Origin of the sequence: Phytohabitans houttuyneae, from assembly GCF_011764425.1 — a bacterium.
Lineage (GTDB): Bacteria > Actinomycetota > Actinomycetes > Mycobacteriales > Micromonosporaceae > Phytohabitans > Phytohabitans houttuyneae.
Genome location: NZ_BLPF01000004.1, coordinates 111,100 through 137,460, shown reverse-complemented (window position 1 = coordinate 137,460; position 26,361 = coordinate 111,100). Strand labels below are relative to the sequence as shown.

Annotated in this window: 25 protein-coding genes; 12 read left to right on the top strand and 13 right to left on the bottom strand. The window is 72.4% G+C overall.

The window, feature by feature from the left end; genetic code table 11:
* Nucleotides 1-13 precede the first annotated feature (13 nt).
* The 8 genes from Phou_RS43140 to Phou_RS43105 all read left to right on the top strand — a co-directional run bounded on the left by Phou_RS43140 (nt 14) and on the right by Phou_RS43105 (nt 9,784).
* Nucleotides 14-847: a MurR/RpiR family transcriptional regulator gene (locus Phou_RS43140; RefSeq protein ID WP_173069558.1), complete on the top strand. Its 834-nt coding sequence runs from the start codon at nt 14-16 to the stop codon at nt 845-847.
* A 112-nt stretch (nt 848-959) separates the two neighbouring features.
* Entirely contained in the window at nt 960-2,597 is a 1,638-nt protein-coding gene (gene hutU / locus Phou_RS43135) for a urocanate hydratase (protein ID WP_246274780.1), read from the top strand.
* Nucleotides 2,598-2,673: 76 nt separating this feature from the next.
* Complete coding sequence (locus Phou_RS43130; protein WP_173069554.1) at nt 2,674-3,831, top strand: allantoate amidohydrolase; 1,158 nt, start codon at nt 2,674-2,676, stop codon at nt 3,829-3,831.
* The gene (locus tag Phou_RS43125) at nt 3,828-5,129 is read left to right on the top strand and encodes a formimidoylglutamate deiminase (protein ID WP_173069552.1); all 1,302 of its coding nucleotides are present in this window, start codon (nt 3,828-3,830) and stop codon (nt 5,127-5,129) included. The genes Phou_RS43130 and Phou_RS43125 overlap by 4 nt, the downstream gene beginning before the upstream one ends.
* A complete protein-coding gene (gene hutI / locus Phou_RS43120; protein WP_173069550.1) occupies nt 5,126-6,292 on the top strand; it encodes an imidazolonepropionase in 1,167 nt (388 codons plus the stop codon). Before Phou_RS43125 ends, hutI begins: the two co-directional genes overlap by 4 nt.
* Nucleotides 6,289-7,824, top strand: coding sequence for a histidine ammonia-lyase (gene hutH / locus Phou_RS43115; protein WP_173069548.1), 1,536 nt, complete (start codon nt 6,289-6,291; stop codon nt 7,822-7,824). The genes hutI and hutH overlap by 4 nt, the downstream gene beginning before the upstream one ends.
* Nucleotides 7,825-8,349: 525 nt before the next feature.
* Nucleotides 8,350-9,330, top strand: a complete 981-nt coding sequence (locus Phou_RS43110) for an IS30 family transposase (protein ID WP_443094375.1) — start codon at nt 8,350-8,352, stop codon at nt 9,328-9,330.
* A gap of 313 nt (nt 9,331-9,643) precedes the next feature.
* A complete protein-coding gene (locus tag Phou_RS43105) occupies nt 9,644-9,784 on the top strand; it encodes a hypothetical protein (RefSeq protein WP_173069546.1) in 141 nt (46 codons plus the stop codon).
* A 242-nt stretch (nt 9,785-10,026) separates the two neighbouring features.
* Here Phou_RS43105 and rdgB read toward each other — a convergent pair whose 3' ends face one another.
* The 6 genes from rdgB to Phou_RS43075 all read right to left on the bottom strand — a co-directional run bounded on the left by rdgB (nt 10,027) and on the right by Phou_RS43075 (nt 15,449).
* The gene (gene rdgB / locus Phou_RS43100) at nt 10,027-10,647 is read right to left on the bottom strand and encodes an RdgB/HAM1 family non-canonical purine NTP pyrophosphatase (RefSeq protein ID WP_173069544.1); all 621 of its coding nucleotides are present in this window, start codon (nt 10,645-10,647) and stop codon (nt 10,027-10,029) included.
* Between the two features lie 34 nt (nt 10,648-10,681).
* Nucleotides 10,682-11,407 (bottom strand): ribonuclease PH, encoded by a 726-nt coding sequence (gene rph, locus Phou_RS43095; protein WP_173069542.1) that lies wholly within the window; start codon nt 11,405-11,407, stop codon nt 10,682-10,684.
* 64 nt (nt 11,408-11,471) lie between these two features.
* Nucleotides 11,472-12,323 carry an SGNH/GDSL hydrolase family protein gene (locus tag Phou_RS43090; protein ID WP_173069540.1) on the bottom strand — a complete coding sequence of 284 codons (852 nt, stop codon included), beginning with the start codon at nt 12,321-12,323 and terminating at the stop codon, nt 11,472-11,474.
* Entirely contained in the window at nt 12,317-13,489 is a 1,173-nt protein-coding gene (locus Phou_RS43085) for a glycosyltransferase (protein WP_173069538.1), read from the bottom strand. The genes Phou_RS43090 and Phou_RS43085 overlap by 7 nt, the downstream gene beginning before the upstream one ends.
* Nucleotides 13,486-14,628, bottom strand: a complete 1,143-nt coding sequence (locus Phou_RS43080; RefSeq protein ID WP_173069536.1) for a glycosyltransferase family 4 protein — start codon at nt 14,626-14,628, stop codon at nt 13,486-13,488. Before Phou_RS43080 ends, Phou_RS43085 begins: the two co-directional genes overlap by 4 nt.
* Nucleotides 14,629-14,702: 74 nt before the next feature.
* Nucleotides 14,703-15,449, bottom strand: coding sequence for an MBL fold metallo-hydrolase (locus Phou_RS43075; protein ID WP_173069534.1), 747 nt, complete (start codon nt 15,447-15,449; stop codon nt 14,703-14,705).
* A 266-nt stretch (nt 15,450-15,715) separates the two neighbouring features.
* On the opposite strand from Phou_RS43075, the gene Phou_RS43070 reads away from it, so the two are divergent.
* A complete protein-coding gene (locus tag Phou_RS43070) occupies nt 15,716-16,138 on the top strand; it encodes a hypothetical protein (protein ID WP_173069532.1) in 423 nt (140 codons plus the stop codon).
* Between the two features lie 55 nt (nt 16,139-16,193).
* On the opposite strand, the gene Phou_RS43065 is transcribed toward Phou_RS43070, so the two are convergent.
* Genes Phou_RS43065 through Phou_RS43050 form a run of 4 tightly spaced genes read right to left on the bottom strand, consistent with a single transcriptional unit; the run spans nt 16,194 to nt 18,939 of the window.
* Nucleotides 16,194-17,159 carry a PLP-dependent cysteine synthase family protein gene (locus tag Phou_RS43065; protein WP_173069530.1) on the bottom strand — a complete coding sequence of 322 codons (966 nt, stop codon included), beginning with the start codon at nt 17,157-17,159 and terminating at the stop codon, nt 16,194-16,196.
* 10 nt (nt 17,160-17,169) lie between these two features.
* The gene (locus Phou_RS43060; protein WP_173069528.1) at nt 17,170-17,490 is read right to left on the bottom strand and encodes a MoaD family protein; all 321 of its coding nucleotides are present in this window, start codon (nt 17,488-17,490) and stop codon (nt 17,170-17,172) included.
* 49 nt (nt 17,491-17,539) lie between these two features.
* Nucleotides 17,540-18,028: a M67 family metallopeptidase gene (locus tag Phou_RS43055; protein ID WP_173069526.1), complete on the bottom strand. Its 489-nt coding sequence runs from the start codon at nt 18,026-18,028 to the stop codon at nt 17,540-17,542.
* Nucleotides 18,029-18,057: 29 nt separating this feature from the next.
* On the bottom strand, nt 18,058-18,939 hold the full coding sequence (locus Phou_RS43050; protein ID WP_173069524.1) for a LysR family transcriptional regulator: 882 nt from the start codon (nt 18,937-18,939) through the stop codon (nt 18,058-18,060).
* Nucleotides 18,940-19,017: 78 nt separating this feature from the next.
* Here Phou_RS43050 and Phou_RS43045 point away from each other — a divergent pair, with 78 nt between their 5' ends.
* Nucleotides 19,018-19,872: an aldo/keto reductase gene (locus Phou_RS43045; protein ID WP_173069523.1), complete on the top strand. Its 855-nt coding sequence runs from the start codon at nt 19,018-19,020 to the stop codon at nt 19,870-19,872.
* Between the two features lie 63 nt (nt 19,873-19,935).
* On the opposite strand, the gene Phou_RS43040 is transcribed toward Phou_RS43045, so the two are convergent.
* From Phou_RS43040 to Phou_RS43030, 3 genes are all read right to left on the bottom strand, one after another.
* Nucleotides 19,936-20,430, bottom strand: a complete 495-nt coding sequence (locus tag Phou_RS43040; protein WP_173071376.1) for a DUF2017 domain-containing protein — start codon at nt 20,428-20,430, stop codon at nt 19,936-19,938.
* Nucleotides 20,431-20,491: 61 nt separating this feature from the next.
* Complete coding sequence (gene clpS / locus Phou_RS43035; RefSeq protein ID WP_173039686.1) at nt 20,492-20,782, bottom strand: ATP-dependent Clp protease adapter ClpS; 291 nt, start codon at nt 20,780-20,782, stop codon at nt 20,492-20,494.
* A 102-nt stretch (nt 20,783-20,884) separates the two neighbouring features.
* Entirely contained in the window at nt 20,885-22,246 is a 1,362-nt protein-coding gene (locus Phou_RS43030) for a hypothetical protein (RefSeq protein WP_173069521.1), read from the bottom strand.
* A gap of 162 nt (nt 22,247-22,408) precedes the next feature.
* Here Phou_RS43030 and Phou_RS43025 point away from each other — a divergent pair, with 162 nt between their 5' ends.
* Both Phou_RS43025 and Phou_RS43020 read left to right on the top strand, forming a co-directional pair.
* The gene (locus tag Phou_RS43025; protein WP_178135014.1) at nt 22,409-25,063 is read left to right on the top strand and encodes a helix-turn-helix transcriptional regulator; all 2,655 of its coding nucleotides are present in this window, start codon (nt 22,409-22,411) and stop codon (nt 25,061-25,063) included.
* A 10-nt stretch (nt 25,064-25,073) separates the two neighbouring features.
* Nucleotides 25,074-26,348 carry a nicotinate phosphoribosyltransferase gene (locus Phou_RS43020; protein ID WP_281365179.1) on the top strand — a complete coding sequence of 425 codons (1,275 nt, stop codon included), beginning with the start codon at nt 25,074-25,076 and terminating at the stop codon, nt 26,346-26,348.
* Nucleotides 26,349-26,361: the final 13 nt, after the last annotated feature.

Below are 26,361 nucleotides of genomic sequence, written 5' to 3'. Positions count from 1 at the left end.
ATAGAGTCGGCTTGTGAATGACCCCGACGGGGTGGTCGGGCTGTTCCAGGGCGTCCGCCTCACCCCGACGCAGCGCCGCATCGCGCACAGCCTGGTGCAGCACGCGCCGGCGGCTGCGTTCCTCTCCGCGGCCGAGGTGGCCGAGCTGGCCCGGGTGAGCCAGCCGTCGGTGACCCGGTTCGCGATGGCGCTCGGCTATGACGGCTTTCCCGCGCTCCGCCGGCGGCTGCGCGAGCTCACCGGCACCGGCGTGACCATGCCGCGCGAGGTGGGCAGCGAGGTCCAGCAGGCCGTGCGCGGCGAGATGCGCCACCTCGACCGGCTGGCCGACCAGCTCGCCGACGGCGCGGCCCTCACCACGGCCGGCGCGCTGCTCGCCGCCAGCCGCCCGCTGCCCGTGCTCGGCCTGCGCGCCGCCGCGCCGCTGGCCGCCTATTTCGCGTACTTCGCCGCGAAGGTCCTGCCCGACGTGCGGGTGCTCGACTCCGGCGGCAGCCTGCTGGCCGACCGGCTCGAGCAGGCGCACGCGGCCGGCGCGACGGCCCTGCTGGCGGTCGTGCTCCCCCGCTACCCGCGCGAGTCGCTCGACGCGCTGCGCGACGCCCGCGCGGCCGGCCTCTCCACCGTGGTCATCACCGACTCGCCGATGAGCCCCGCCGCCGAGCACGCCGACGTGACGCTCACCGCGGCCGTCGGCACCCAGCTCGTCTTCGACCTGCACACCGCGCCGATGGCGCTCGCCATGGTGGTGCTCCAGGCGATCTGCGACGCCGCGCCCGGTGACGTGCAGCGCCGGCTGGAGGAGTTCGAGCAGTCCGTCACCCGCCGCCAGGTCTTCACGAGCTGAGGGGAAGAGCATGCCGACCATCGACGGCCCAGGGCCGGCAACACCCGATCCGAGGAGCGCAGCGACGAGGACGGGCGGCGCCGGCGCCTTGGGCGCCGCGCGAGCGCCAACCATTACAGCCCCACGGGGCACCGAGCGCACCGCCCGCGGCTGGCCGCAGGAGGCCGCGATGCGGATGTTGATGAACAACCTGGACCCCGACGTGGCCGAGCGCCCCGAAGACCTTGTCGTGTACGGCGGCACCGGCAAGGCCGCGCGGGACTGGCCGTCGTACCACGCGCTCGTGCGCACGCTCGGCACGCTGGCCGACGACGAGACGATGCTCGTCCAGTCTGGGCGGCCGGTGGGCGTCTTCCGCACCCACGAGTGGGCGCCGCGCGTGCTGATCGCCAACTCCAACCTCGTGGGCGACTGGGCCACGTGGCCCGAGTTCCGCCGGCTGGAGCGGCTCGGCCTGACCATGTACGGGCAGATGACCGCGGGCTCCTGGATCTACATCGGGACGCAGGGCATCCTGCAGGGTACGTACGAGACGTTCGCCGCGGTGGCGGCCAAGCGCTTCGGCGGCACGCTCGCCGGCACGCTGACGGTCACCGGCGGCTGCGGCGGGATGGGCGGCGCGCAGCCGCTCGCCGTGACGATGAACGGCGGCGCCTGCCTGATCGTCGACGTCGACCCGGCGCGGCTGGCGCGGCGTGTGGAGACCCGCTACCTCGACACCGTCGCCTCCACTTTGGACGAAGCGGTCGCCGCGGTGACCGCCGCCAAGTGGGAGCGGAAGGCGCTCTCGGTCGGCGTCGTGGGAAACGCCGCCACCGTGCTGCCCGAGCTGCTGCGCCGCGGGGTCGAGGTCGACATCGTCACCGACCAGACAAGCGCCCACGACCCGCTGAGCTACCTGCCCGTCGACGTCGACCTGGCCGACGCGCCCGACTACGCCGCCAAGAAGCCGGAGGAGTTCACCGACCGCGCCCGCGCCTCGATGGCGACGCACGTGGAGGCGATGGTGGGCTTCCTCGACGCCGGCGCCGAGGTCTTCGACTACGGCAACTCGATCCGCGGCGAGGCGCAGCTCGGCGGTTACCCGCGCGCGTTCGCGTTCCCCGGCTTCGTGCCGGCGTACATCCGGCCGCTCTTCTGCGAGGGCAAAGGCCCGTTCCGGTGGGCGGCGCTCTCCGGCGACCCGGCCGACATCGCCGCCACCGACCGCGCGGTGCTCGACCTCTTTCCGGAGAACGAGGCCCTCGCCCGATGGATCAAGCTGGCCGGCGAGCGGGTTGCCTTCCAAGGGCTGCCGGCCCGCATCTGCTGGCTTGGCTACGGCGAGCGGGACCGCGCCGGTGTGCGGTTCAACGAGATGGTGGCCGACGGCACGCTCAAGGCGCCCATCGTGATCGGGCGCGACCACCTCGACTGCGGCTCGGTCGCCTCGCCGTACCGGGAGACCGAGGCCATGGCCGACGGCTCCGACGCGATCGCCGACTGGCCACTGCTCAACGCGCTCGTCAACACGGCGTCCGGCGCCTCGTGGGTCTCCATCCACCACGGCGGTGGCGTGGGCATCGGCCGGTCGATCCACGCCGGCCAGGTGTGTGTCGCCGACGGAAGCGCGCTCGCCGGCCAGAAGATCGAGCGTGTGCTCACCAACGACCCGGGGATGGGCGTGATACGGCACGTCGACGCGGGCTATGAACTCGCTGCGGACGTGGCGGCGGACAAGGGCGTGCGCGTCCCGATGGGTGAATCGTGAGCGAGCGCAGCGAGCGAACCATGGGACTCAGCGCGTCTGGAGCCTCGTGCCCGCCCGCAGCGAAGCGAGGACGGGCATGAGCGACTTCCGTCAGCTGTGGGACCAGCTCGCCCCGATCGGGCGCGACCCGGACAGCGGCGGCTACCTGCGGTACGCGTGGGAGCCGGCCGAGCTGGCCTGCCGCGACTGGTTCAGGGCTCAGGCGGACGCCCGGGACATGCCGGTCGAAGAGGACGGCAACGGCAACCTCGTCGCGTGGCGCGGCGGCGGCGACGGTCCCGCGGTCCTGACCGGCAGCCACTTCGACTCGGTGCCGCACGGCGGGGCGTACGACGGTCCACTGGGGATAGTCAGCGCCTTCCTCGCGCTCGACCGGCTGCCCGCCGAGCCCCGAGGGAGGATCGGCGTCGCCGCCTTCGCCGAGGAGGAAGGGGCCCGCTTCGGCGTGCCGTGCCTCGGCTCGCGGCTGCTCGCCGGGGTGCTCGACCCGGAGCGGGCCGCCGCGCTGACCGACCGCTCAGGCACGACGCTGGCCGAGGCGCTGGGGCGGACTCCGGTGGGGCGCACCGAACTGCTCGACCGGGTCAGCTGCTTCGTCGAGCTGCACGTCGAGCAGGGGCGCGCGCTCGACCAACCGGTCGGTGTCGGCAGTGCCATCTGGCCGCACGGCCGGTGGCGGCTGGACTTCGCCGGCGAGGGTAACCACGCCGGGACCACGCGCATGGCTGACCGGCGCGACCCGATGCTCACGTACGCGTACACGGTCCTGGCCGCGAACAAGGAGGCACGGCTGCGCGGCGCCCACGCGACGATGGGTCGCGTCGACGTGGAGCCCAACGCCACCAACGCGGTGCCCACGCTGGTGCGCGGGTGGCTCGACGCACGCGCGGCCGAAGCCGGTGCCCTGCAGGCCCTCGTGGAGGCGGTACACAAGCGGGCCGTCGAGCGGGCGGCGCGGGACGGCACGGCCGTGACCCTGACTGAGGAGTCAGTCACGCCCGAGGTGGCCTTCGACAGCGGACTCGTGGGCCGTCTCGCCGAGATCCTGGCGGCGAGTGTGCTCCCGACCGGCGCCGGGCACGACGCGGGCGTGCTGTCGGCGTACGTGCCGACCGCGATGCTCTTCGTCCGCAACCCGACCGGCGTCTCACACTCCCCCGCTGAGTACGCCACCGACGCCGACTGCGAGGCCGGCATCGACGCGCTGGCCCGGGTGCTGGGCGAGCTGGCATGACCGCCTACCACGCCGAGTGGGCCTGGCTGGACGGCGGGCCGGCACCCAGCGTGCTCATCGAGGTGGAGGGCGGCCGCTTCACCGGCCTCACGCCCGGCGTGGCGGCACCCCCCGGTGCGGCGAGGCTGGCCGGGCTCACGCTGCCCGGCCTCGCCAACGCGCACTCGCACGCCTTCCACCGCGCGCTGCGCGGGCACACGCAGGCCCGTGGCACGTTCTGGAGCTGGCGCGACACCATGTACGCGGTCGCCGGCCGGCTCACCCCGGACAGCTACCGCGCCCTCGCCCGCGCCGCTTACGCGGAGATGGCCCTCGCCGGCATCACCTGCGTCGGCGAGTTCCACTACCTGCACCACGACAGCGAGGGCGCCCGCTACGCCGACCCCAACGAGATGTCCGCCGCCCTTGTCGAGGCGGCCGCCGAGGCGGGCATCCGGATCACGCTGCTCGACACCTGCTACCTCACGTCCACTGTGGATGGCGAGCCGCTCGCCGGTGTGCAGCGGCGCTTCGGCGACGGCGACGCGGCACGCTGGGCCGAGCGGGTGTCCGCGTTCACGCCCGCCGAGCACGCCCGGGTCGGCGCGGCCGTCCACTCCGTACGCGCGGTGCCGGCCGAGCAGATCCCGACCGTGGTCGAGTGGGCGGCCGCGCGGGGAGCGCCGCTGCACGTACACCTCTCCGAGCAGCGGGCCGAAAACGCCGCCTGCCTCGCCCGTTACCGCCGCACCCCGACCGAGCTGCTCGCTGACGCGGGTGCGCTCGGGCCGCAGACGACGGCGGTGCACGCCACCCACCTCAGCGACTCCGACCGCACCGAGCTGGGCGACACCGACACGGCCGTGTGCCTCTGCCCCACCACTGAGCGTGACCTCGCCGACGGCATCGGCCCCGCCCGGGCTCTCGTCGATGGCGGCAGCCCGCTGTGCCTCGGCAGCGACAGCCACGCGGTGGTCGACATCTTCGAGGAGGCGCGGGCGGTCGAGATGGACGAGCGGCTGCGCACCGAGCGGCGCGGCCACTTCTCCGCCACCGAGCTCGTCGCCGCCGCCACCGAGGCCGGACACGCGGCCCTGGGCTGGAGCGACGCCGGCACGATCGCCGCCGGCCGGCGCGCCGACCTGGTGACCGTGCGGCTGGACACCGTCCGCACGGCGGGCACCGGCCCGCACGGCGCCCTTTACGCCGCCACCGCCGCCGACGTGGCACACGTCATCGTGGACGGTCGCCAAGTTGTCCATGATGGACGGCATCTGTGGCTGGACGTGGCCGCGGCTCTCGAGGACGCCATCGCATGAATCTTCTTATCGACAACATCGGCGAGCTGGTCACCAACGACCCGGCGCTCGGGCGCGGGCCGCTCGGCGTCGTCCAGCGCGCCGCCGTGCTGATCGAGGACGGCAGGATCGCCTGGTTGGGGCGCGCCGCGTACGCACAGCCGGCCGACCGCCGCCTCGACGCCGAGGGCGCCGCCGTGCTCCCCGGCTTTGTCGACAGCCACGCCCACCTGGTCTTCGCCGGCGACCGGGCGGCCGAGTTCGCGGCCCGCATGGCCGGCGAGGCGTACACCGGCGGCGGCATCCGCACGACCGTCGCGGCCACCAGGGCGGCCAGCGACGACGATCTCCGCGACACCGTCGAGCGCCTGCACCGCGAGGCGCTGCGGCAGGGCACCACCACGATCGAGATCAAGAGTGGGTACGGGCTGAGCGTCACCGACGAGGCACGCTCCCTGCGCATCGCCCGCGAGTTCACGGAGGAGACGACGTTCCTCGGCGCGCATGTCGTGCCGGCCGAGTACGCCAACCGCCCGGACGACTACGTCGGCCTGGTGTGCGGGCCGATGCTCCGCGCCGCCGCACCGCACGCGCGGTGGATCGACGTCTTCTGCGAGCGGGGTGCGTTCGACGCCGACCACTCCCGCGCGATCCTGACCGTCGGCCAGGCGGCCGGGCTCGGCGTGCGGGTACACGCCAACCAGCTCGGCACCGGCCCGGGCGTGCGGCTGGCGGTGGAGCTCGGCGCGGCCAGCGCGGATCACTGCACGCATCTCGACAAGTCCGATGTGGACGCGCTCGCCGGCTCGGCGACCGTCGCCACGCTCCTGCCAGGCGCGGAGTTCTCCACCCGCTCGGCGTACCCCGACGCGCGGCGCCTCCTTGACGCCCGCGTGACCGTCGCGCTCGCCACCGACTGCAACCCCGGCTCCTCGTACACCACATCGATGCCCTTCTGCATCGCCCTCGCGGTACGCGAGATGGGCATGACCCCGGCGGAGGCGGTCTGGGCCGCCACCGCGGGTGGCGCGCGAGCCTTGCGCCGCACGGACATCGGCGTCCTGCGGCCCGGCGCGCGGGCCGACCTTGTGGTGCTCGACGCACCGTCCCACCTGCACCTGGCCTACCGGCCGGGCGTGCCACTCGTCCGCCACACCGTGCACAATGGAGTGCCTTCGCGATGACCGTCACCGTCCAGCCCACCGGCGTCACCGCCACCGACGTCGCCGACGTCGCCCGCGCGCAGGCTCCCGTCCGCCTCGCGCCGTCCACCATCGAGGCGATGGAGCGCAGCCGCGCGATCGTCGACGGTATCGAGCGTGAGGGCCGGCCTGTCTACGGCGTCTCGACCGGCTTCGGCGCGCTCGCCAACACGTTCGTGGCGCCGGAGCGCCGGGCCGAGCTGCAGCACGCGCTGATCCGCTCGCACGCGGCCGGCGTCGGCGCGCCGATGCCGCGCGAGGTCGTGCGGGCGATGATGCTGCTGCGGGTGCGGTCGCTGGCGCTGGGCCGCTCCGGCGTGCGGCCGCTGATCGCGCAGGCGCTGGTCGACCTGCTCAACCACGACGTCACGCCGTGGGTGCCCGAGCACGGCTCGCTCGGCGCCTCCGGCGACCTGGCGCCGCTGGCCCACTGCGCGCTGGTTCTGCTCGGCGAGGGCTGGGTGCTGGACAAGTCGGGCGCCCGGGTCGACGGCGGCGAGGCGCTGCACCGCGCCGGCCTGCGGCCGGTGACTCTCTCCTCGAAGGAAGGGCTCGCGCTGGTCAACGGCACCGACGGCATGCTCGGCATGCTGCTGCTGGCGATCGAGGACGCGGGCCACCTCTTCACGATGGCCGACCTGACCGCCGCGCTCGCGATCGAGGTGATGCTGGGCACCGACCGCCCGTTCCTGCCCGAGCTGCACGCGATCCGCCCGCACCCCGGTCAGGCGGTGTCCGCGGCCAACATCTACCGGCTCCTCCAGGACTCGCGGATCATGGATTCGCACCGCAACGACATGGTGCACGCGGTGCAGGACGCGTACTCGATGCGCTGCGCCCCCCAGGTCGCCGGCGCGGCCCGCGACACGCTGGTGTTCGCGGCGCAGGTGGCCGAGCGCGAGCTGGCCAGCGTGGTGGACAACCCGGTGGTGCTCCCGGACGGGCGCGTCGAGTCGACCGGAAACTTCCACGGCGCACCGCTCGGCTTCGCCGCCGACTTCATGGCGATCGCCGCGGCCGAGGTGGGTGCGATCTCCGAGCGGCGGGTCGACCGGCTGCTCGACGTGTGCCGGTCCCGCGACCTGCCGGCGTTCCTGTCACCGGACCCGGGCGTCAACTCCGGCCTGATGATCGCTCAGTACACGGCCGCCGGCATCGTCGCGGAAAACCGGCGGCTCGCCTCGCCCGCCTCGGTCGACTCGGTGCCGACCTCGGGCATGCAGGAGGACCATGTATCGATGGGCTGGGCGGCCGCGGTCAAGCTGCGCCGGGTGCTCGACAACCTGACCAGCCTGCTCGCCGTCGAGCTGCTCTCCGCGGTGCGCGGCCTGCAGCTGCGCCAGCCGCTCCGCCCCTCACCGGCCGGCGAGATCGCGATCACGATGGTGCGCGACTTCGCCGGCGAGCCGGGACCGGACACGTTCCTCGCCCCGGTGCTGGAGCAGGCCCGCGCCACGGTGCGCGGCCGGGCCCTGCTCACCGCGGTCGAAGCGGCCATCGGCCCGCTCGCCTAGGCCCGGCCTGGTAGCCGTTTCAGAAGATCCAATTCGAAACAGATCCGGGCTACCGCTCTCTGTCCGTCGTGGTCCGGACGGTTGCGCGGGGCCCCCGGGGAAACGTGGAGCGCAGCGGAGCGTTTTCTTGGGGTGCGTTCCGCGGCCTCACCCTCCGCGGACGCCCACCTCACCCCAACCCCGCGTGCTGGCTCCGGCGGATCTGTAGAGACTTCGGGGAGAGGGTGGTCGCCCCTCGGTTGTAGACGGATTCGCCCGCCTCGACCCCATAAGGTATCTAGAGACTTTTCGCGGTCAGGGTGAGCGTTCTCAGAGTCCGACCCGAGTTAGCTGTGAGCTGCCGCTGTGCCCGCGGGTGCCGCCTCACCCTGCGCGGTCGCCCAGCTCAACCCAGGAGCCCACTCCGGCAGATCTTGGCAAGTTAGCGTCGAAATGGCGGTTTCAATCGGTGGTTGCGACACTCTTTGATGATCTTGGTGGGTGGTGTGGTGGCGGCGCGGTTGAGTTTTTGCTGAGCGTGAGCAGATTGCGTTGGGTCGGGCTGGTGGTGAGTCGATCGGGTCGATCGCGCGGCGGTTGGGGCGGCATCGTTCGACGGTGTCGCGGGAGGTTCGTGCGGATGAGCAGTACGGTCAGCGGTATCGAGCCAGCGTGGCTGATTACCGGTGTTATCTGCGGTCGCGGCGGCCGAAGCGGGCCAGGCTGGTCGGGTCGGGTCGGTTGCGGGAGGTGGTGCTGGGGTGGTTGCGGCGGCGTTGGTCACCGCAGCAGATCGCGGCCCGGTTACGGGTGGAGTTCCCGGACGAGCCGGAGATGTGGGTGTCGCACGAGACGATCTACCAGGCGATCTATCTGCAGGCGCGGGGGAACCTACGCGGGGAGTTGGCTCGGCAGGTGGCGTTACGGTCCGGGCGGGCCCGGCGTCGGGCTCGGCCGGTCGATGGTGGGCCGGTCCGCTCGCAGCGGCCCTGGCTGGGGTTGAATATCTCCGCCCGTCCGGCCGAGGCCGGTGATCGGGCGGTGCCCGGGCATTGGGAAGGTGATCTGCTCGAAGGCGGCCGCGGTGCCGGCGGTTCAGCGATCGCGACGCTGGTGGAGCGGCATACCCGGTTCGTGATCCTGGTCGGGTTACCCGACGGCAAGGTCTCCGAGCATGTCATCGCCCAGTTGGCCACCGCGATGAGCTGGCTACCCGAGCGGCTGCGGGCCTCACTGACCTGGGACCAAGGCACGGAGATGGCCCGCCACCTGCAATTCACGACGGCTACCGGCTGCCCGGTCTACTTCTGCGACCCCCGATCACCGTGGCAACGCGGCAGCAACGAGAACACCAACGGCCTACTACGCCAATACTTCCCCAAAGGCCGTACCGACTTCACCACCATCAGCCAAACCGACCTGGACACCGTCGCCGACGAACTCAACAGCCGCCCCCGCCAAACCTTGGCCTGGGCCACCCCCAGTGAGAAGATGGCCCAGCTCCTAGGCGTTGCAACCACCGGTTGACCCCGCCAATAACGCGCCAACTCACCAAGATCTCGAAGCTCACGCCGCCGGCACCTGATCGGCAGTCACCGACGGCGAGATCAGGCAGGTGGATCTTGCGCCTTCCTGGTCAAATGCCTGACCCCGTAAGCCGGCCACCGCGGAGGGTGAGGCCGCGGGAGCAACGGTCCGGACCACCGCGGACATCGCGGCAGCTCACATCTCCTTCGGATTGAACTTTCCAGAAGGGCTCACCCTGACCGCGAAGGTCTCTAGCTTTCAGCGGCTGGGGTGGCCTCTCTTGGATTTTCCCTGGCGCGGAGGCGTCGCCGCTGTGTCACGTGATTCGCTGCCGAGGTTTCTGCTCCTCGCGGCCGTGGGCTTCACCTTCGGCTTGGCGCTGCCGACACTCCTGCACCGGCTGACGCCGCTGCCCAAAGCCGTCGCGGTCATGGTCGCGTTCTGGGTGACCTAAGCGCTGAACTTCGCGCTCAACCGGCGCATCGCCTTCCGGGCGCACGGCCGCGCCGTCGGGCCGCAGCTGGCCCGCTTCCTGCCGCAGGGGCTCGGCGACTACGTGCTGACGCTTACCGCGGTGCTCGCGCTGCAGGCGATCGGCCTCAACCTCACCGTCGCCGGATCGTGGCCGGCGGCACCAACCTCGCCTTCAACCACCAGCGGTGGACCTTTCGCCGCCGGTGCCGCCGTCCTCGGTGGTTATCGGGGGGAGACGGGGAGCGTCTTCGCGACGACCTTTGCCAGTGCGCGGAACGCCTTACCCCGGTGGCTGATCGCGTCCTTTTCCTCGGCGGTCAGCTCGGCGTTGGTCCGGTCCTGCCCGTCGGCCAGGAAGATCGGGTCGTAGCCGAAGCCACCGTCGCCGCGCGGGGTGCGGATCAGCCGGCCGGCCTGGCGCCCCTCGACGAGGTGCTCCTTGCCGCCGGGCAGCACGAGCGCGGCCGCGCAGACGAACGCCGCGCCACGGTGCTCGTCGGGCACGTCGCCGATCTGGGCCAGCACGAGGTCGAGGTTGGCCTTGTCGTCACCGTGCCGGCCGGACCAGCGGGCGCTGAAGACACCAGGCATGCCGGAGAGCGCGTCGACCGCGAGGCCCGAGTCGTCGGCGACCGTGGGCAGGCCGGTGTACTTGACGCCTTCGCGCGCCTTGAGCAACGCGTTCTCACCGAAGGTGAGGCCGGTCTCGGGCGCCTCCGGGTATTCCGGGACGTCGGCCAGGCCGACCAGCTCGATCGCGTGTGGACCGAGCGCCTTGTCCAGGATCCGCTGCAGCTCCTGCAGCTTCTTCGCGTTGCGTGTGGCCAGCAGCAGCTTGGTCATGAGTGGGCGGCCTCCCGGTTGGACAGCGGCTCGGTCACGAAAGCGCGGCCTTCTGGAGGTCGGCGAGCTGGCCGCACCCGGCGACGCCGAGGTCGAGCAGTGCGTCCAGCTGGGCCCGGTCGAACACACCGGACTCGCCGGTCCCCTGCACCTCGACGAAGTCACCCGCGCCGGTGCAGACGATGTTCATGTCCACTTCGGCCGCGACGTCTTCCTCGTAGCAGAGGTCGAGGCGGGGCTGGCCGTCGATCACGCCGACGCTCACCGCGGCGACCGACCGGTGTACCGCGTCGGCCGGCTTGCCGGCGAGCAGCCCGCGCTTGGCCATCCAGCTCACCGCGTCGTGGAGCGCCACGTACGCCCCGGTGATCGCCGCCGTGCGCGTGCCGCCGTCGGCCTGGAGCACGTCGCAGTCGAGCACGATGGAGTTTTCCCCCAGGGCCTTGAGGTCGATGCAGGCGCGCAGGCTGCGACCGATCAGGCGAGAGATCTCATGGGTGCGCCCGCCGACCCGCCCCTTGATGCTCTCCCGGTCGGAGCGGGTGGTGGTCGCGCGGGGCAGCATCGAGTACTCCGAGGTGACCCAGCCGAGGCCGGAACCCTTGCGCCAGCGCGGCACCCCTTCGGTCACGCTCGCGGTGCAGAGCACCCGCGTCGCACCGAACTCCACCAGCACCGAGCCCTCGGGATGGATGCTCCACTGGCGGGTCAGCTTCACCGGCCGCAGTTCGTCGGGCGCGCGCCCGTCCGGTCGTCCCATGCGCACACCTTATGTGCCACTCCGACCGCTCTGCCGTCCGCCCCATGCCTCGGCGGGGGAGCGGTCAGCCAGGCTTGCCGGTGGTCGCGCCGTCGGAAAACATCGCCAGCGCCGTGCTGATCTCGCTCTGGATCGCCTCGTCCATGTGGCTGGCGATGCCACGCAGGTCGTACCACCACTCGGCGATGGCCATGCGGGCCAGCGAGGGGACCAGGTCGCGCGAGCGGCGGTACAGCCAGGCGCTGCCCTGCGTCGCCATCCACCACACGCTGGCGGCGCGGGACGGCAGCGGGTTGCCCGGCTCGGGGTCGGGGCGCCGGTGCGCGGGGCCGCCCCGGTGGGCGAGCAGGTCGAAGAACGAGCCCGCCAGCAGCCGGTGCCCGCGCTCGCCCGGATGCAGCCGGTCGACGCTCCACATGCGAGCGTCGTACGCCTGCGGAAGCAGGTTGAGGTCAAGGTGCACGCCGGGCACTCGGGCCGCGACCGCGTGCGTGACCGCGTTGACCGCGGCTATCCGGCGCGACAGCGGGCGGGCCAGCGGCGCGGGTAGCCCGAAGAGCTGACCCGGGTCGGGGAAGCAGGCGCTGAGCACGAGCGCGCCGGCCCGGTGGAGCGCGCCGATCGTATGGTCCATCGTGTTGCCGATCGCGGACACGTCGAAACCCCGCCGGAGCGTGTCGTTGACGCCCACCAGCACCGCCGCGACGTCCGGCTTGTGGTCCAGCGCCGCCGGCAGCTGGTCACGGGCCACGTCGGCGGCGAGCGCGCCGCTGACCGCGAGGTTGTGGAAGGCCACCTGCCCGGGCGGTGCAAGGCCGTCGGCCAGCAGCGCCGCCCAGCCGCGCCAGCTGCCGTCGGGCATCGGGTCGCCGAAGCCCGCGGTCGTCGAGTCGCCGAGTGCGACGAAGGTCAACACAGCGCGCTCCCCGGACCCGCCGCCCCGCTCCTCGCCTCGGACCTTGCCAGCTCGCGGACCTCGGCGCCGTGTGCGCGAAGGAAGCCTTCCACCGCGGCGGGCCACGAAAACTGCTCGGCCCGCGCCCGCGCCGCCGCCCGCCGCTGGCTCTCCGGGCGATCCAGCAGCTGGATGACCGCCTCGCCGAACGCGGCGCCGGTACCGGGTGCGGCGATCCCGGCGGCACCGACCACCTCGGGGAGCGCGCTGGCGGCGTTGACGACGACCGGGCTGCCGCAGGCGAGCGACTCCAGCGCCGCGAGGCCGAACGTCTCCACCGGGCCCGGCGCCACCACCACATCGGCGCAGGCGAGCAGGTTCGCCACGTCGTTGCGGTCGGCGACGAAGCCGAGGAAGCGCACCGGCAGCCCGGCCGCGCGCTGCTCCAGCGCCTCGCGCCGCGGCCCGTCGCCGACCACCACGAGCACCGCCGGTACGCCCGCGGCGCGCAACGCGGCCACCGTGTCCACGGCGATCTCCGGGTGCTTCTCGCCGGAGAGGCGGCTGCAGTGCACGAGCAGCACCTCGCCGTCGGCCGCGTACCGGGCGCGCACCTCGTGGTCGCGCCGGGTCGGGTGGAACGTCTCCAGGTCGACGCCGAGCGGCACCTCGACGAGGTTTTCCACGCCCAGCCGGCGAAACTCGGCGGCGGCCCACGCGGTCGTACAGACGATCTTGTCGTACGCCCGCGCGGTGCGCTTGTTCGCCAGGTCGGCGAAGCCCACGCGGATCGACTCCGGCACGCCCCACACGGTCAGCAGGCCGGCGAGGCTCTCGTGCGACACCATCATCGACGGCACGCCCCGGTCGCGGGCCCACCGCCCGGTCCAGCGCAGCGTCGAGCGGTCGGATACCTCGATGTGGTCGGGCTCCAGGCGGTCGAGCAGCTTGGAGAGCCGCCGCCGCCCGGTGATCAGCAGGCGGTACCCGCCGCTGCCCGGCACCTCCGGACCCGGCAGCGTGATCACCCGGCCGTGCGGCGTCATCTCGTCGGACATCTCGGGCCCCGGCACGATCATGATCGGCTCGTGTCCCGCCGCGAGGTAGCCCTCACCGAGGCAGCGGAGGGCGGTACGGAGGCCACCGGAGCGGGGCATGACAAAGTTCGCCAGCCTGACGATCCTCATGCCGCGACTCGGACGTGGCGGGTGACTCCGGGGCTGGCCAGGATCGACTCGTAGTGGGCGATCAGCTCGTCCCCGACCGCGCTCCAGGTGCGGCCCTCGACGCCCGCGCGGGCGTTGATGCCGTACTGGCGGCGCAGCTCGGCATCCGTCGCGAGCTCGGCGACAGCGCCCGCGAGGGCGTCGCCGTCCTCGGGCGGCACGAGCGTGCCGTTCTCCCCGGGCGTCACCAGGTCGACCGGCCCGCCCGAGGACGGGGCGACCACGGGCAGCCCGCTGGCGAACGCCTCCTGGATCGTCTGGCCGAACGTCTCGTGCGGTCCCGTGTGCGCGAAGATGTCGAAGCTCGCGAAGAGCCGGGCGAGCTGGCCACCCTGCCGGGCGCCGAGGAAAAGGGCCTTCGGCAGCGCCCTTTCCAGGTCGCGGCGGGCCGGGCCGTCGCCGACGACCACCACGCGCACGCCGGGCAGGTCACAGGTCTTGGCCAGCAGGTCCACCCGCTTCTCGGGGGCGAGGCGCCCGACGTACCCGACGAGCACCTCTCCGTTCGGGGCCAGCGCCTTGCGTACCAGCTCGTTGCGCTTGGCCGGGTCGAACCGCACGGTGTCGACGCCCCGCTTCCACAGCCACACCCGCTGGATCCCGTGTGCGACAAGGTCGGCGGCCGAGCGGGTGGAGGGGGCGAGCGTGCGGTCGGCGCCGTTGTGGACCGTACGCATCCACTTCCACACCGCGGCCTCGCCCCAGCCGACGTACGTGCGCGCGTAGGCGGCCACATCGGTCTGGTACACGGCGAGGCAGGGCATCCGCCGCTGCTGGGCGAGGGCGACGCCACGCGCGCCGAGCAGGAACGGGCAGGCGAGGTGGACCATGTCCGGGGCGTGCGAAACCAGCGCCTCGGTGAGCTTGGGGCCGGGCAGGCCGAGCCGCAGGCTGCGGTACCGCGGCAGCGGCATGCTCGGTACCCGGATCACCGGAAACGGGTGCATGCCGGTGAGGCCTCGGGTCGACGATGACGGGGCCGGAGCTATGACCAGGGGTGCGTGACCGCGCCTGACCAGGTGCTCAGCGATGCGGACGACGGAGTGCGCGACGCCGTTGACGTCCGGGGGGAACGACTCCGCGATGATCGCGATACGCATGCGCTCACCGTGGGGTTTGCGCCGGTGCGGGAGGCGACACCCAACTGACGCATCGGCGAACAGTGGTGCAAACTTCAGATGTCGTACCGAGATCCAGGTCTGACGATCTCTACCGGGCCGCTGAAGGCGGCCGAGGCGGCCTCGAACGTGTCCGCCTCGCTGCCCCACGCGGGTACAAGATGCGTCAGCAACAGCTGGCCAACCCCGGCTTTGGTGGCCGCTTCACCGGCCTCGCCACCGGTCAGGTGCAGATCCGGCGGGTTGTCCATGCCATCGAGGTAGCTCGCTTCGCAGAGGAACAGGTCGGCGCCGAGCGCGAGCCGCACGAGCGGCTCGCACGGTGCCGTGTCCGACGAGTACGCGAGGACCCGCCCCTTGGACTCCAGCCGCACGCCGTACGTCTCGACGGGGTGGTTGACGCGGTCGACCGTGACCGTGAACGGCCCGATCGGAAACGTGCCCGGCTGCAGGCCGTAGAACGTGTACACGTCGTCGACCGGGCCCTCCTCCTGGCTGTACGCGGCGGCGATGCGGTCGGGCGCACCTGCCGGCGCGTACACGGGGATGGGCGGCAGCGGGCCGGCCGGGTCGTACCGCCGCACCACGACGTAGGTACACGCGTCGAGCATGTGGTCGCAGTGCAGGTGGGTCAGGAGGATCGCGTCGACCGCGTGCAGTCCGGCGTACCGCTGGAGGGCGGTGAGCGAGCCCGAACCAAAGTCGATCAGCAACCGGAAGTCGTCCTCCTCGACGAGGTAAGCCGAGCAGGCGGACTCGGGGCCCGGAAAACTGCCGGCGCAGCCGAGCACCGTCAGTCGCATCCTGCGGTCCCGACTTCACGCTGGGCTATCGAGAGGCCCTCGGCGGTTGGCCCGAAGATCCTTACCGTCGAGTCGTTCACGCTGGGCAGCCTACGCCGTGACCAGGGCGCGACAGAAAGAACTGATACAACATGTCGCCAAGGTGACATTGCGCGTGGGGATCATGAGATTCCTGTGGTTGTGGACCGTCACCGTTACGCGGAGTGATACGGGCCCGTTGCACTGGGTGAGCCCGCATCCCTACCCCGCGACAGGACGGTAGCCACGTGTCGACCCAGGCCGACGAGTCGAATTCGGAACGTTCCTTCGTCGAGGGCCTCGGCCTGCGCATCCAGCGCGAAGCCCGGCCGGAGCCCGTCTCGCCCCCGGCCGCCACGTCTCGGGCCTTCCGCCTCCCCGGCTCCGACGACCCCGCACCGCCGACCAGCAAGCTCATCGCGATGTGCGCCTGGGCGAGCGGCCTCGGCCTGATCGGCCTGCTGGTGGCGACGCGGGCGGTGCTCGCCATGTGGCGGGGCGATCCAGCCAGCTGGTACGAGCCGTCGTTCATCGCCGTGGGTCTGGCCGGCATCGGGCTGACGGTGGGCGCGTTCATGTCCATCCAGCGCCGTCGCCTCCCCTGGATCATGCTGGCTCTCGCCACGATCCCTCTGATCGCCTCGATCGTGCTTACGGTACGCGCGATCTGATCGGCACGATGCCCAGGTTCGGCCGGGCCGGCCGGCACCGGAACGGGTGCCGGCCTCAAGCCCAGAGCTGACCTTCGAGGGCGTCTTCGGCGTCGGCGAGCGTGCCGCCGTAGGCGCCCGTGGACAGGTATTTCCAGCCCGCGTCGGCGACGACGAAAGCCACGTCGGCGCGGCGGCCCGCCTTGACCGCCTCGTGGGCCATCGCGAGCGCGGCGTGCAGCACCGCGCCCGTGGAGAAGCCCACGAACAGCCCCTCGACCTCGACGAGCTGGCGGGTGCGGAGCACGGCGTCGCGGGTGCCCACCGAGAAGCGGCGGGTGAGCACCGTAGCGTCGTACAGCTCCGGGACGTAGCCCTCGTCGATGTTGCGCAGGCCGTAGACAAGCTCGCCGTACCGCGGCTCGGCGGCGACGATGTCGATGCTCTCGACCTTCTCCCGCAGGTACCGACCGGTGCCCATCAGTGTGCCGGTGGTGCCCAGCCCCGCGACGAAGTGCGTGATCGACGGCAGGTCGCGCAGCAGCTCGGGACCGGTGGTCTCGTAGTGGGCGCGGGCGTTGGCCTCGTTGCCGTACTGGAAGAGCATCACCCAGTCGGGATGCTCGGCCGAGATCTGCTTGGCCGTGGCCACCGCCTGGTTGGAGCCGCCCGCCGCCGGCGAGAAGATGATCTCAGCGCCGTACATCCGGAGCAGCTGGATCCGCTCGGTGGAGACGTTTTCCGGCATCACGCAGACAATCCGGTATCCCCGGAGCTTGGCCACCATCGCCAGCGATATGCCGGTGTTGCCGCTCGTGGGCTCGAGGATCGTGTCGCCCGGGCGGAGGCGGCCGGCCTCCTCGGCCGCGCGCACCATGAAGAGCGCCGCGCGGTCCTTGACCGAGCCGGTCGGGTTTCGATCTTCGAGCTTGGCCCACAGGCGCACCGGTGGCGCCCCGTCGGGCACCACCGGCGACAGCCGGGGCAGGCCGACCAGCGGGGTGCCCCCACACGCGTCCAGCAGGCTGTCGTACCGCGCCACAGCGCGCCGCCTAGAGGGGGTTGCCGAGCATCGCGGCCGCCGCCGCGAAGCCGAACGCGCCACCGGCGACCGCCGGCAGGATGGTCACGGTGTCGCCGTCGGACAGCTTGGTGTCCAGCGCGCCGAGGAAACGGACGTCCTCGTCGTTGACATACACATTTACGAAGCGGTGCAGGCCACCCTCTTCGGTGACGAGCCGGCCGCGCAGGCCGGAGTGGCGCGAGTCAAGGTCGGAAAGCAGCTCGGTGAGCGTGTCTCCACTGCCCTCGACGACCTTCGCGCCGCCGGTGTAGCTGCGCAGGATGGTGGGGATGCGAACCTCGATGGCCATGACGGAAACTCCTCGGAGAAAGATCGACAACGGTGAACGGCGCGGGTGCTCAGCGGCCGGAACACTCGTAGTCGACCGTCGCCGGGCTCTGCCCGAACATGTACGTCTGGACGGCATGCGGATCCACGGTCGCATCAACGATGCGGACCGGCTCCTCGGTTACGGCCCCGTCCACGATGCGGAACGACCGGATCTCCTCCACCGCCGGGTCGCGCGTGGAGACCAATAAATAGTGCGCCTCGGGCCAGCCGGCGATCGACGCGTCGCTGCGGGACGGGTATGCCTCCGTGGCGGTGTGCGAGTGGTAGATCACCACCGCTTCCTCGTCACGGTCGTCCATCTCCCGCCACACCTTCAGGTACTCCATCGAGTCGAACTCGTAGAAGGTCATCGAACGGGCCGCGTTTTGCATCGGGATGTGCCGGACCGGCTTGTCGCTGCCCACCGGGCCGGCGACGACGCCGCACGCCTCGTCCGGGTGGTCCCGGCGGGCGTGGGCGAAGATCGCGTCGACGATCGCCCGATCGATGGTCAGCACGTCCCACAGAATACCTTGCGTCGGGACCCTCAATCGCCGAGCTGTGCTTGGCGCAACAGCTCCGCCGCGGGCGGGCTGGCCGGGCGGCCGGCGGGCAGTGCCACCCAGACCCGCCAGGTGTACGCGGAAGCGGCGGTCAGCGGCACGGCACGCACCTGGGCCGGCCGCTTGCGGGCGATCGGGCGCGGCACGACGGCCACTCCCAGCCCCGCGCCGACGAAGTCGAGCAGGCTGTGCACGTCGTTGACCTCGACCGCCACGCGCCGAGAGAGCCGCCGGGCGGCGCACTCCTCCTCGGTCACCTCCCGGGCGCCGAACCCGCGGTGGAAGTCGACGAAGATCTCCTTTTCCAGCTCGTCCCAGTCGACCGCCGCGCTGTCCGCGAAACGGTGCGCGGGGTGGCAAACCACCATCATCGGCTCGGCGGCGAGCGGGATCAGGTCCAGCTGCTCCGGCGGCTTGCCGTCGGTGGCGACGAACCCCATGTCGAGCCGGCCGGACCGCAGGTCGGCGCAGAGGTCGGCCGAGGCGCCCTGGCGCAGCATGATCTCGACGTTGGGGTGCCGGTCGCGGAAGTCGGCGAGCAGGCGTGCCACGTCGACCACGCCCAGGCACTGCTCCGCCCCGACTGCGATCGTGCCGCGCAGCAGTCCCTTGACCGCGGCCACCGCCTGCCGGGCCGCGTCGGCGCTGGCGAGCGTGCGCCGCGCCTCGGCCAGCAGCGCCCGGCCGGCCTCGGTGAGCTCCACGCGCCGGGTCGACCGGACGAACAGCGGCGCGCCCAGCTCCCGCTCCAGCGACCGGATCGACGCCGAGAGCCCCGACTGGGCCACGCGCATACGCTCGGCCGCCCGGGTGAAATGCTGCTCCTCCGCGACCGCGACGAAGTACTCCAGATGCCGCAGCTCCACGATTAAGCAGTCTATGCGCTTAATCTCAGCAGTTTCTTCTGTTGGATCGCGCGCGGCAGCCGGTCCAGGGTGGGTGTCATGGAGTTTCGCCGTATCGGAGACGTCGAGGTCAGCGCGATCGGGCTCGGCGGCATGCCGATGTCCATCGAGGGGCGCCCCGACGAGGAGCGTTCCGTCCGCACGATCCACGCCGCCCTCGACGCCGGCGTGAACCTGATCGACACCGCGGACGCCTACCACCTGTACGCGCACGACGTCGGCCACAACGAGACGGTGATCGCCCGCGCGCTGGCCAGCTACGGCGGGGACACGTCGCACGTGCTGGTCGCCACGAAGGGCGGCCACCTGCGCCCCGGCGACGGCAGCTGGACGCTCGACGGGCGGCCGGAGTACCTCCGGGAGGCGTGCGAGGCGTCGCTCAAGCGGCTGGGTGTGGACGCGATCGGGCTGTACCAGTTCCACCGCCCCGACCCGGAGACCCCCTACGAGGAGTCGGTCGGCGCGATCCGCGACCTGCTCGACGCCGGCAAGATCCAGATGGCCGGCATCTCGAACGCGAACCCCGATCAGATCCGCCTCTCCCAGGAGATCCTCGGCGGCCGGCTCGTCTCGGTGCAGAACCAGTTCTCGCCCGCCTTCCGCAGCTCGGAGCCGGAGCTGGACCTCTGCGACGAGCTCGGCATCGCGTTCCTGCCCTGGTCCCCGCTGGGTGGCATCACCCAGGCCGGCGAGCTGGGCAGCCGCTTCGCCCCGTTCGCCGAGGTGGCGGCCGCGCACGGGGTCAGCCCGCAGCGGGTGTGCCTTGCCTGGATGCTGGCGAAGTCGCCGGTCGTCGTCCCGATCCCGGGGGCCTCCCGCCCGGCGAGCATCCAGGACTCGGCGGCCGCCGTCGACCTGCGGCTGACCGCCGGCGAGCTGGCCCTGCTCGGCTGACGCCGCCGCCGGGAGGCGGGTCCGGCCGCGAGTTGCCTCTCAAGCGAAGCGCGGCGCGTGTGACTAGTCGGTGAGGGCGTTGAGCAGGGATTCCTGCAGGTAGCCGAGGTATGCGTACACCGAGAGCTGGAAGACGCGGGACGAGGTCGGGTCGCGCAGGACGGCCTCGTCCAGCTCTTCGCCCAGGTCTGTCTCGGCTTTGATCTCCAGGCGCACGCCCATCGCGAGCCGGGCGTCGTTGAGAGCCCGCAGCCAGGCCTCGGCGGTGTCCCAGTCGAGCCGCACCTCGCCGCCCCCGTCGGAGGGGAGGACGGCCAGGATCGCGCCGGCCTGGTCGATCTTGCTGGTCTTCAGGTCGCCCTCGGTGTACCGCCGGAACTCGGCCGAGTTGTGCGGATCCTCCGGGTAGATGTCCGGGAAGAGCCGCTCGACCACCGGGTCCTCGTGGTCGAAGCCCTCGCTGAGCAGCCCCACGACCTCCGAGGCCACCTTGCGCAGCACGCGCACCTCGTCCGGGGCGAACGTCGCCACGCAGTGCTCTCCGTGCCGGCGGAACATGCTCACGAATTACCCCTCGTTCAGCGCCGGTCCTCGCTTGGCGGGTCCGCGCAACAGCCCTTCAGGCTTGGTCGACCGTGGCCCACAAACCGTACGCATGGAGCTGCGAGGCGTCGTGCTCCATCCGCTCCCGCGCGCCGCTCGACACGACCGCCTTGCCCTTGTGGTGCACGTCGAGCATGAGCTTTTCGGCCTTGTCCTTGCTGTAGCCGAACAGCTTCTGGAAGACCCAGGTGACATACGACATCAGGTTGACCGGATCGTCCCACACGATCGTCACCCATGCCCGGTCCGCGACCGGCACCTCGTCAATGTCCGGAGTCTCGACCGGCGCAACCTGTGGAGCCGCCATGCCCCCCATCGTGCCACCGCGATCGCGGAAGCGAGGAACGCCAACGTCCTGCTTTGCGCTGAATGAGCAAGTTTAGTCGTCCCAAGTCGGACGGATGCCGCCTCAGGCCAGCAGGATTCCGTGGTCGACCGCGTCGGCGAGCAGGCCGCCCAGCGACCGCCGCACCGTCTCGAACCGCCGCGTCACCTCCGACAGCAGCTCCAGCTCCACACCACGCACCGCCTGCTGCAGCCACGAGCGGGTGTGCGCCTGGTCGGCCCGGTCGGGCGCGGCCCAGTACTGGTAGCAGGCGCCGGAGAGGCCGACACCGAGCGGCGGCAGGACCGCGCGGTCGGGCTCGTCGCGGTACGCACCGAGCGCCGTGACGGCTCCCGCGCCCGTGATCGTGGCGACGCCGGCCGTGCTCGTGACCAGCAGGACGCGGGCCGGGTCGGACGCGTCGCCCTCGCCGGCGATCTCCCGGCGGACGGCGAGCGCCACACGCCGGCGTACCCCCTCGGGTGGAATCTCGCCGAGGACCTGGGTGAGTGCGTCGTCGAGGATGCGGTCGACGGCGGCGTCGCACTCGGCGACGGCCCGCAGCGACACCGCGTGCATCTCGCGGTCGAGCGCGTCGGGCAGGCCGGCCGCGCCGACCCCGAAGACGATCTCCTGGACCCCGCGCAGGTGCACGTTTGCCAGCTCGATCGCGAGGCGCTGCCGCACGGTGTGCGCGGCCGACACGCAGGCACGGTCGAGCCGCTCGGCCCACCCGGACTCGTGCGCGCCGGCGGCGACCCGGACGGTCCCGAACGCGCCCGGGAGCATCGGCGGGTTGACGCTGGCTCGCGCCAGCGCCTCCGCGCCCGCCCACTCGACCAGCGCCCGGCGCAGCTGCGCGACATCGGCCATGTCGGGACCGACGTCGAACACTCTGCCTCCGTCACCTCCGCGCGGTGCCGCCTGGAACACCGCCGCACCGGACTCGGCGACGCGCGTGACCAGGTCCTGCCCGCCGTCGCCGGCGTGGACAAGGGCACCGGCGCGGCGCACGACGTCCAGCAGAATCCGGCTGCCGGCCACGTCCAGTGTGGACATGTCGGGCGCCCGGATCAGCGTGAAGTGCCGCAGCAACGGGTCGGCCAGCGCCAGCTCCACCCGCCGCGGTGGCCGGACGAAGCCGCCCGACCTCGGGCCCGCCAGGTCGAACGGCTGGGGAAGGCGAGCACCGGGCACATAGGCCCAGGCGGCCACCCGCAGCCCCGGATGGATCACCAGATATGCGCTCTCCGGAACGTCCGGCGCGGGTCCGGACGCGCCCAGCAGCGCGTCGAGGAGGGCGTGCCGGCCGCTGCCGGCCACCACTACCGCCGTCGGCTCGTCCGGCACCGGGTCCACCGGGTCGACACGGAGCCGGATCCCGCGCCGACCCCCGGCGCCCGGCTCGGCCCCCACCGAGTCCACCGCGCCCACTGCTGCCGTCATCAAACGCCTCCCACGACGAACGCGTCATCCGCGCATCGGAACGGTATTGGTCCGAGAGGGCGTGCGGCAGCCCGGCCGCTACTCAGCGCTGACCGGTCCGCTACTCAAGTTGGCACATCCGGCGGTCCGCGTGTCGTGAGGCGGCTCTATATGCTTCCGCGAGTGGGCCCGTGGCACTTCGTCGGCCGGGCCGATGAGCTGCGCCGCATCGTCGCTTCGGCCACGAGTGGCGAACGCCACGGCCTAATCCTCAGCGGCACCGCCGGCATTGGCAAGACCCGGCTGCTGCGCGAGGCGGTCAGCGTCCTTCCCCCGGAGCGATACGCGGTCTGGACGGCGACCGCGAGCATCGCGGTGGCCGGGCTGCCCTTCGGCGGGCTGGCCCAGGTGCTTCCCGGCGACCAGCCGGCCGGGATGTCGCCGGCCGGCCTGCTGCGGTGGGCCGTTGACGCGCTGCACCGCCAGGCCGCGGGCCGACAGATCGTGCTCGCGATCGACGACGCCCACCTGCTCGACCCGTCGTCCGCCGCGCTGGTCTACCTTGTCGCCCGCGACGCACACGCGACGGTGCTGGGCACCCTCCGCACCGGCGAGCAGGTGCCGCTGCCGGTGCGTGCACTGTGGACCGACGACCTTGTCGACCACGACGAGCTGGCCCCGCTCTCCGCGGGCGACACCCGCGCGCTGCTTGTCGAGATGCTCGGCGGACCGGTCGACACCACGTCGGCCGACCGCCTCTGGCGCCTCTCCGCGGGCAACCCGCTGCTGCTGCGCGAGCTGGTGATCGCCGCCTCGACGAGCGACGAGCTCACCCGGCCGTACGGGGTGTGGCGCTGGACCGGCGAGTTCGACCTGGCGCCCCGCCTCACCGACCTGATCGACGCCCGCATCGGCGACCTCAGCGACGACGTGCGCGCGGTGATCGAGCTGGTCGCCTTCGGCGAGCCGATCGGGCTGTCGCTGCTGATCGAGGCATCCGGCGAGGAGCCGGTGGAGATCGCCGAGGAGCGCGGCCTGATCCGGGTCGCCGCCAGCGACCGCCGCCACCACGTGCGGCTGGCCCACCCGCTGTACGGGGAGGTGGTGCGCCAGCGCTGCCCGGTGACCAGGGCCATGCGGCTCAAGGCCCGCCTCGCCACGCTCGTCGAGGGAGCCGGCATTCGCCGCCGCGACGACCTGCTGCGGGTGGCGGAGTGGCGGCTCGACTCGGGCACCGCCACCGACCCGGTCCCGCTGCTGGAGGCCGGCGCACAGGCGTTCAGCCGGTACAACATGCATCTCGGCGCCCGCCTCGCGCGGGCGGCGCTGGACATCGGCGGCGGCTTCGACGCGGCCGACCTGCTCGCCGCGGTCCTGATGTTCATGGACCGGTCCGAGGAGGCGCTCCCGGTCCTCGACTCGGTGCGCGACGAGATCGACTCGGACCAGCGGCGCAGCCGTTGGCTCGTGGTGCGCGGCCTCGTGTCGTACTGGGGGCTCGGCCGGGAGTCCGCTGTGGACGACATCGCCCGGGACGCGGCGACGGTGAGCGACCCAGGCTTCCGGGCCCGGGTGCACTCGTTCGAGGCGATCATGCGGATGCACCGCCTGGAGACCGCCGAGGCGTGCCGCCTTTCACAGTCGATCGTGGACAGTCCGGGCGCACCTGCCTCCGCCCGCGCGCTCGCGCAGTGCGTCCTCGCGCACGCCGATGCCGTCCGCGGCCAGCTCGCCGCCAGCGCCCGCCTGACCGACCAGGTGCAGGCCGACGCGCCGCTGTGGCGGGCCGAGATGCCGTACCTGCAGCTCGCCCTGGAGCTGGCCCGCGGCACCCGCCTCGCCATCGCCGGCGACCTCGCCGGCATCGACGCGGTCGTCGCCGACGAGTTTGCCGACCTGGCCGACGCGGGCGACTTCCGGCTCGGCTCGGGCTACCTTTCCGTGGTCCGCGCCCAGTCGGCCCGCCTCCGCGGCCGCAGCGCCGAGGCCCTGCGCGGCAGCCTCCAGGCCTGCGCGGTGCTGGCCGGCAGCCGGGTCTTCGCCGGCCTGGCCCATGCCGAGCGGGCGTACGCCGCCGCCCTGCTCGGCGACGCCGACGAGGCGAAGGCGGCGATGGCCGACTCCGACCAGACCCAGCGGCCCGGCATGGCCGTGCTGTATCCCTGGCGGGAGCAGGCACGCGCCTGGGTGTTCGCCTGCGGCGGCGACGTCGAGCAGGCGATCCGGGCGCTTGTCACGCTGGTCGAGCGGCTGCGCCAGGACGGGTTCGCGGCACACGAGGTGCTGGTCCTGCACGACCTCGTCCGGCTCGGCTGCGCGACGCTGGCCATCGAGTGGCCCTCGGGCGCGAGCCAGGCGCAGACCGTCGCCGACCGCCTCGCCGAGCTGGCCTGTGCCGTCGACGGCCCGGTCGCCGCGCTGATGGCCCGGCACGCGGCGGCCGCCGGCGACGGTGCCGAGCTGCTGACCGTCGCCGACGCCTTCGCCGAGCTGGGCCTGCTGCTCTTCGCCGCCGAGGCCGCCGCGATGGCGGTGGTCCGGCTCCGGGCCGCCACCGGCGCCGAGCGTTCCGAGGCGAGCGCCCGCCTCGGTGACCTGCTCGCCTGCTGCGACGCTCTCCGCACGCCCGCGCTGCGAGCGGCCCGGCCGGCGCTCACCGAGCGCGAGCACCAGATCGCCCGCCTGGCGGCGGCCGGCGTCGCCAGCAAGCAGATCGCCGACCAGCTCTTCCTCTCCACCCGCACGATCGAAAACCATCTCCAGCGGGTGTACGGGAAACTTGGCGTCACCAACCGGAGCGAGCTGGCTCACGCCCTACGAGCGCTGCCGGAAACATAGGGTGGTGGGCGTGACCGCCCTGCTTACCGACCACTACGAGCTGACAATGCTCAGCGCCGCACTCAAAGACGGCACGGCCGACCGCCGCTGCGTCTTCGAGGTCTTCGCCCGCCGCCTCCCGTCCGGCCGCCGTTACGGCGTGGTCGCCGGCACAGGGCGGCTTGTCGACCTGGTGCGCGAGTTCCGGTTCACCGAGGCCGAGGTGGATCACCTGCGGAGCCGCGGGGTGGTCGACGACGAGACCGCCGCCTGGCTGTCCACCTACCGCTTCACGGGTGACATCGAGGGGTACGGGGAGGGCGAGCTCTACTTCCCCGGCTCTCCGATCCTGACCGTGACCGGCACGTTCGCCGAGTGTGTGCTGCTGGAGACGCTGATCCTCTCGGTGCTCAACCACGACAGCGCGATCGCCGCGGCGGCCGCCCGCATGGTCACCGCCGCCCGGGGCCGCACGGTCATCGAGATGGGCTCCCGCCGCACGCACGAGGAGGCGGCCGTGGCCGCCGCGCGCGCCGCCTACCTGGCCGGCTTCGAGTACACGTCCAACCTCGAGGCGGGCTTCCGGTACGGCATACCGACCGCGGGCACGGCGGCACACGCGTTCACGCTGCTGCACGACGACGAGCCGGCCGCCTTCGCGTCCCAGGTGGCGGCGCTGGGCAAGGACACGACGCTGCTCGTCGACACGTACGACATCAGCCAGGGCATCCGCAACGCGATCGCGGTCGCCGGGCCGGAGCTGCGCGCCATCCGCCTCGACTCCGGTGACCTCTCCGTGCTCGCCCAGCAGTCCCGCGACCTGCTCAACTCGCTGGGCGCGACCGAGACGAAGATCATCGTCTCCGGCGACCTCGACGAGTACGCGATCGCCGCGCTCGCCGCCGAGCCCGTCGACATGTACGGCGCGGGCACCGCGGTCGTCGTCGGCTCCGGGGCTCCCACCGCGGGCCTCGTGTACAAGCTCGTCGAGGTCGACGGGCGTCCGGTGGTCAAGCGCTCCGAAAACAAGGCCACGGTCGGTGGCCGCAAGACCGCCGTCCGCCGCCACAAGCCGACCGGCACCGCCACCGAGGAGATCGTGGTATCCCAGGGAGCGGCCGAGCGCCAGCTCGGTGACCGCCTCCTCCAGCGGCCGTACCTCGTCGCCGGCGAGCCGGCCGACCTCCCCACGCTCGCCGAGTCCCGGGCCCACCTGCGCCAGTGCCTGATCTCGATCCCGTGGGAAGGGCTCAAGCTCTCCGCGGGTGACCCCGCGATTCCGGTGTCCGTCATTCCCGCGTCCTGAAGGGGTGTTTCGC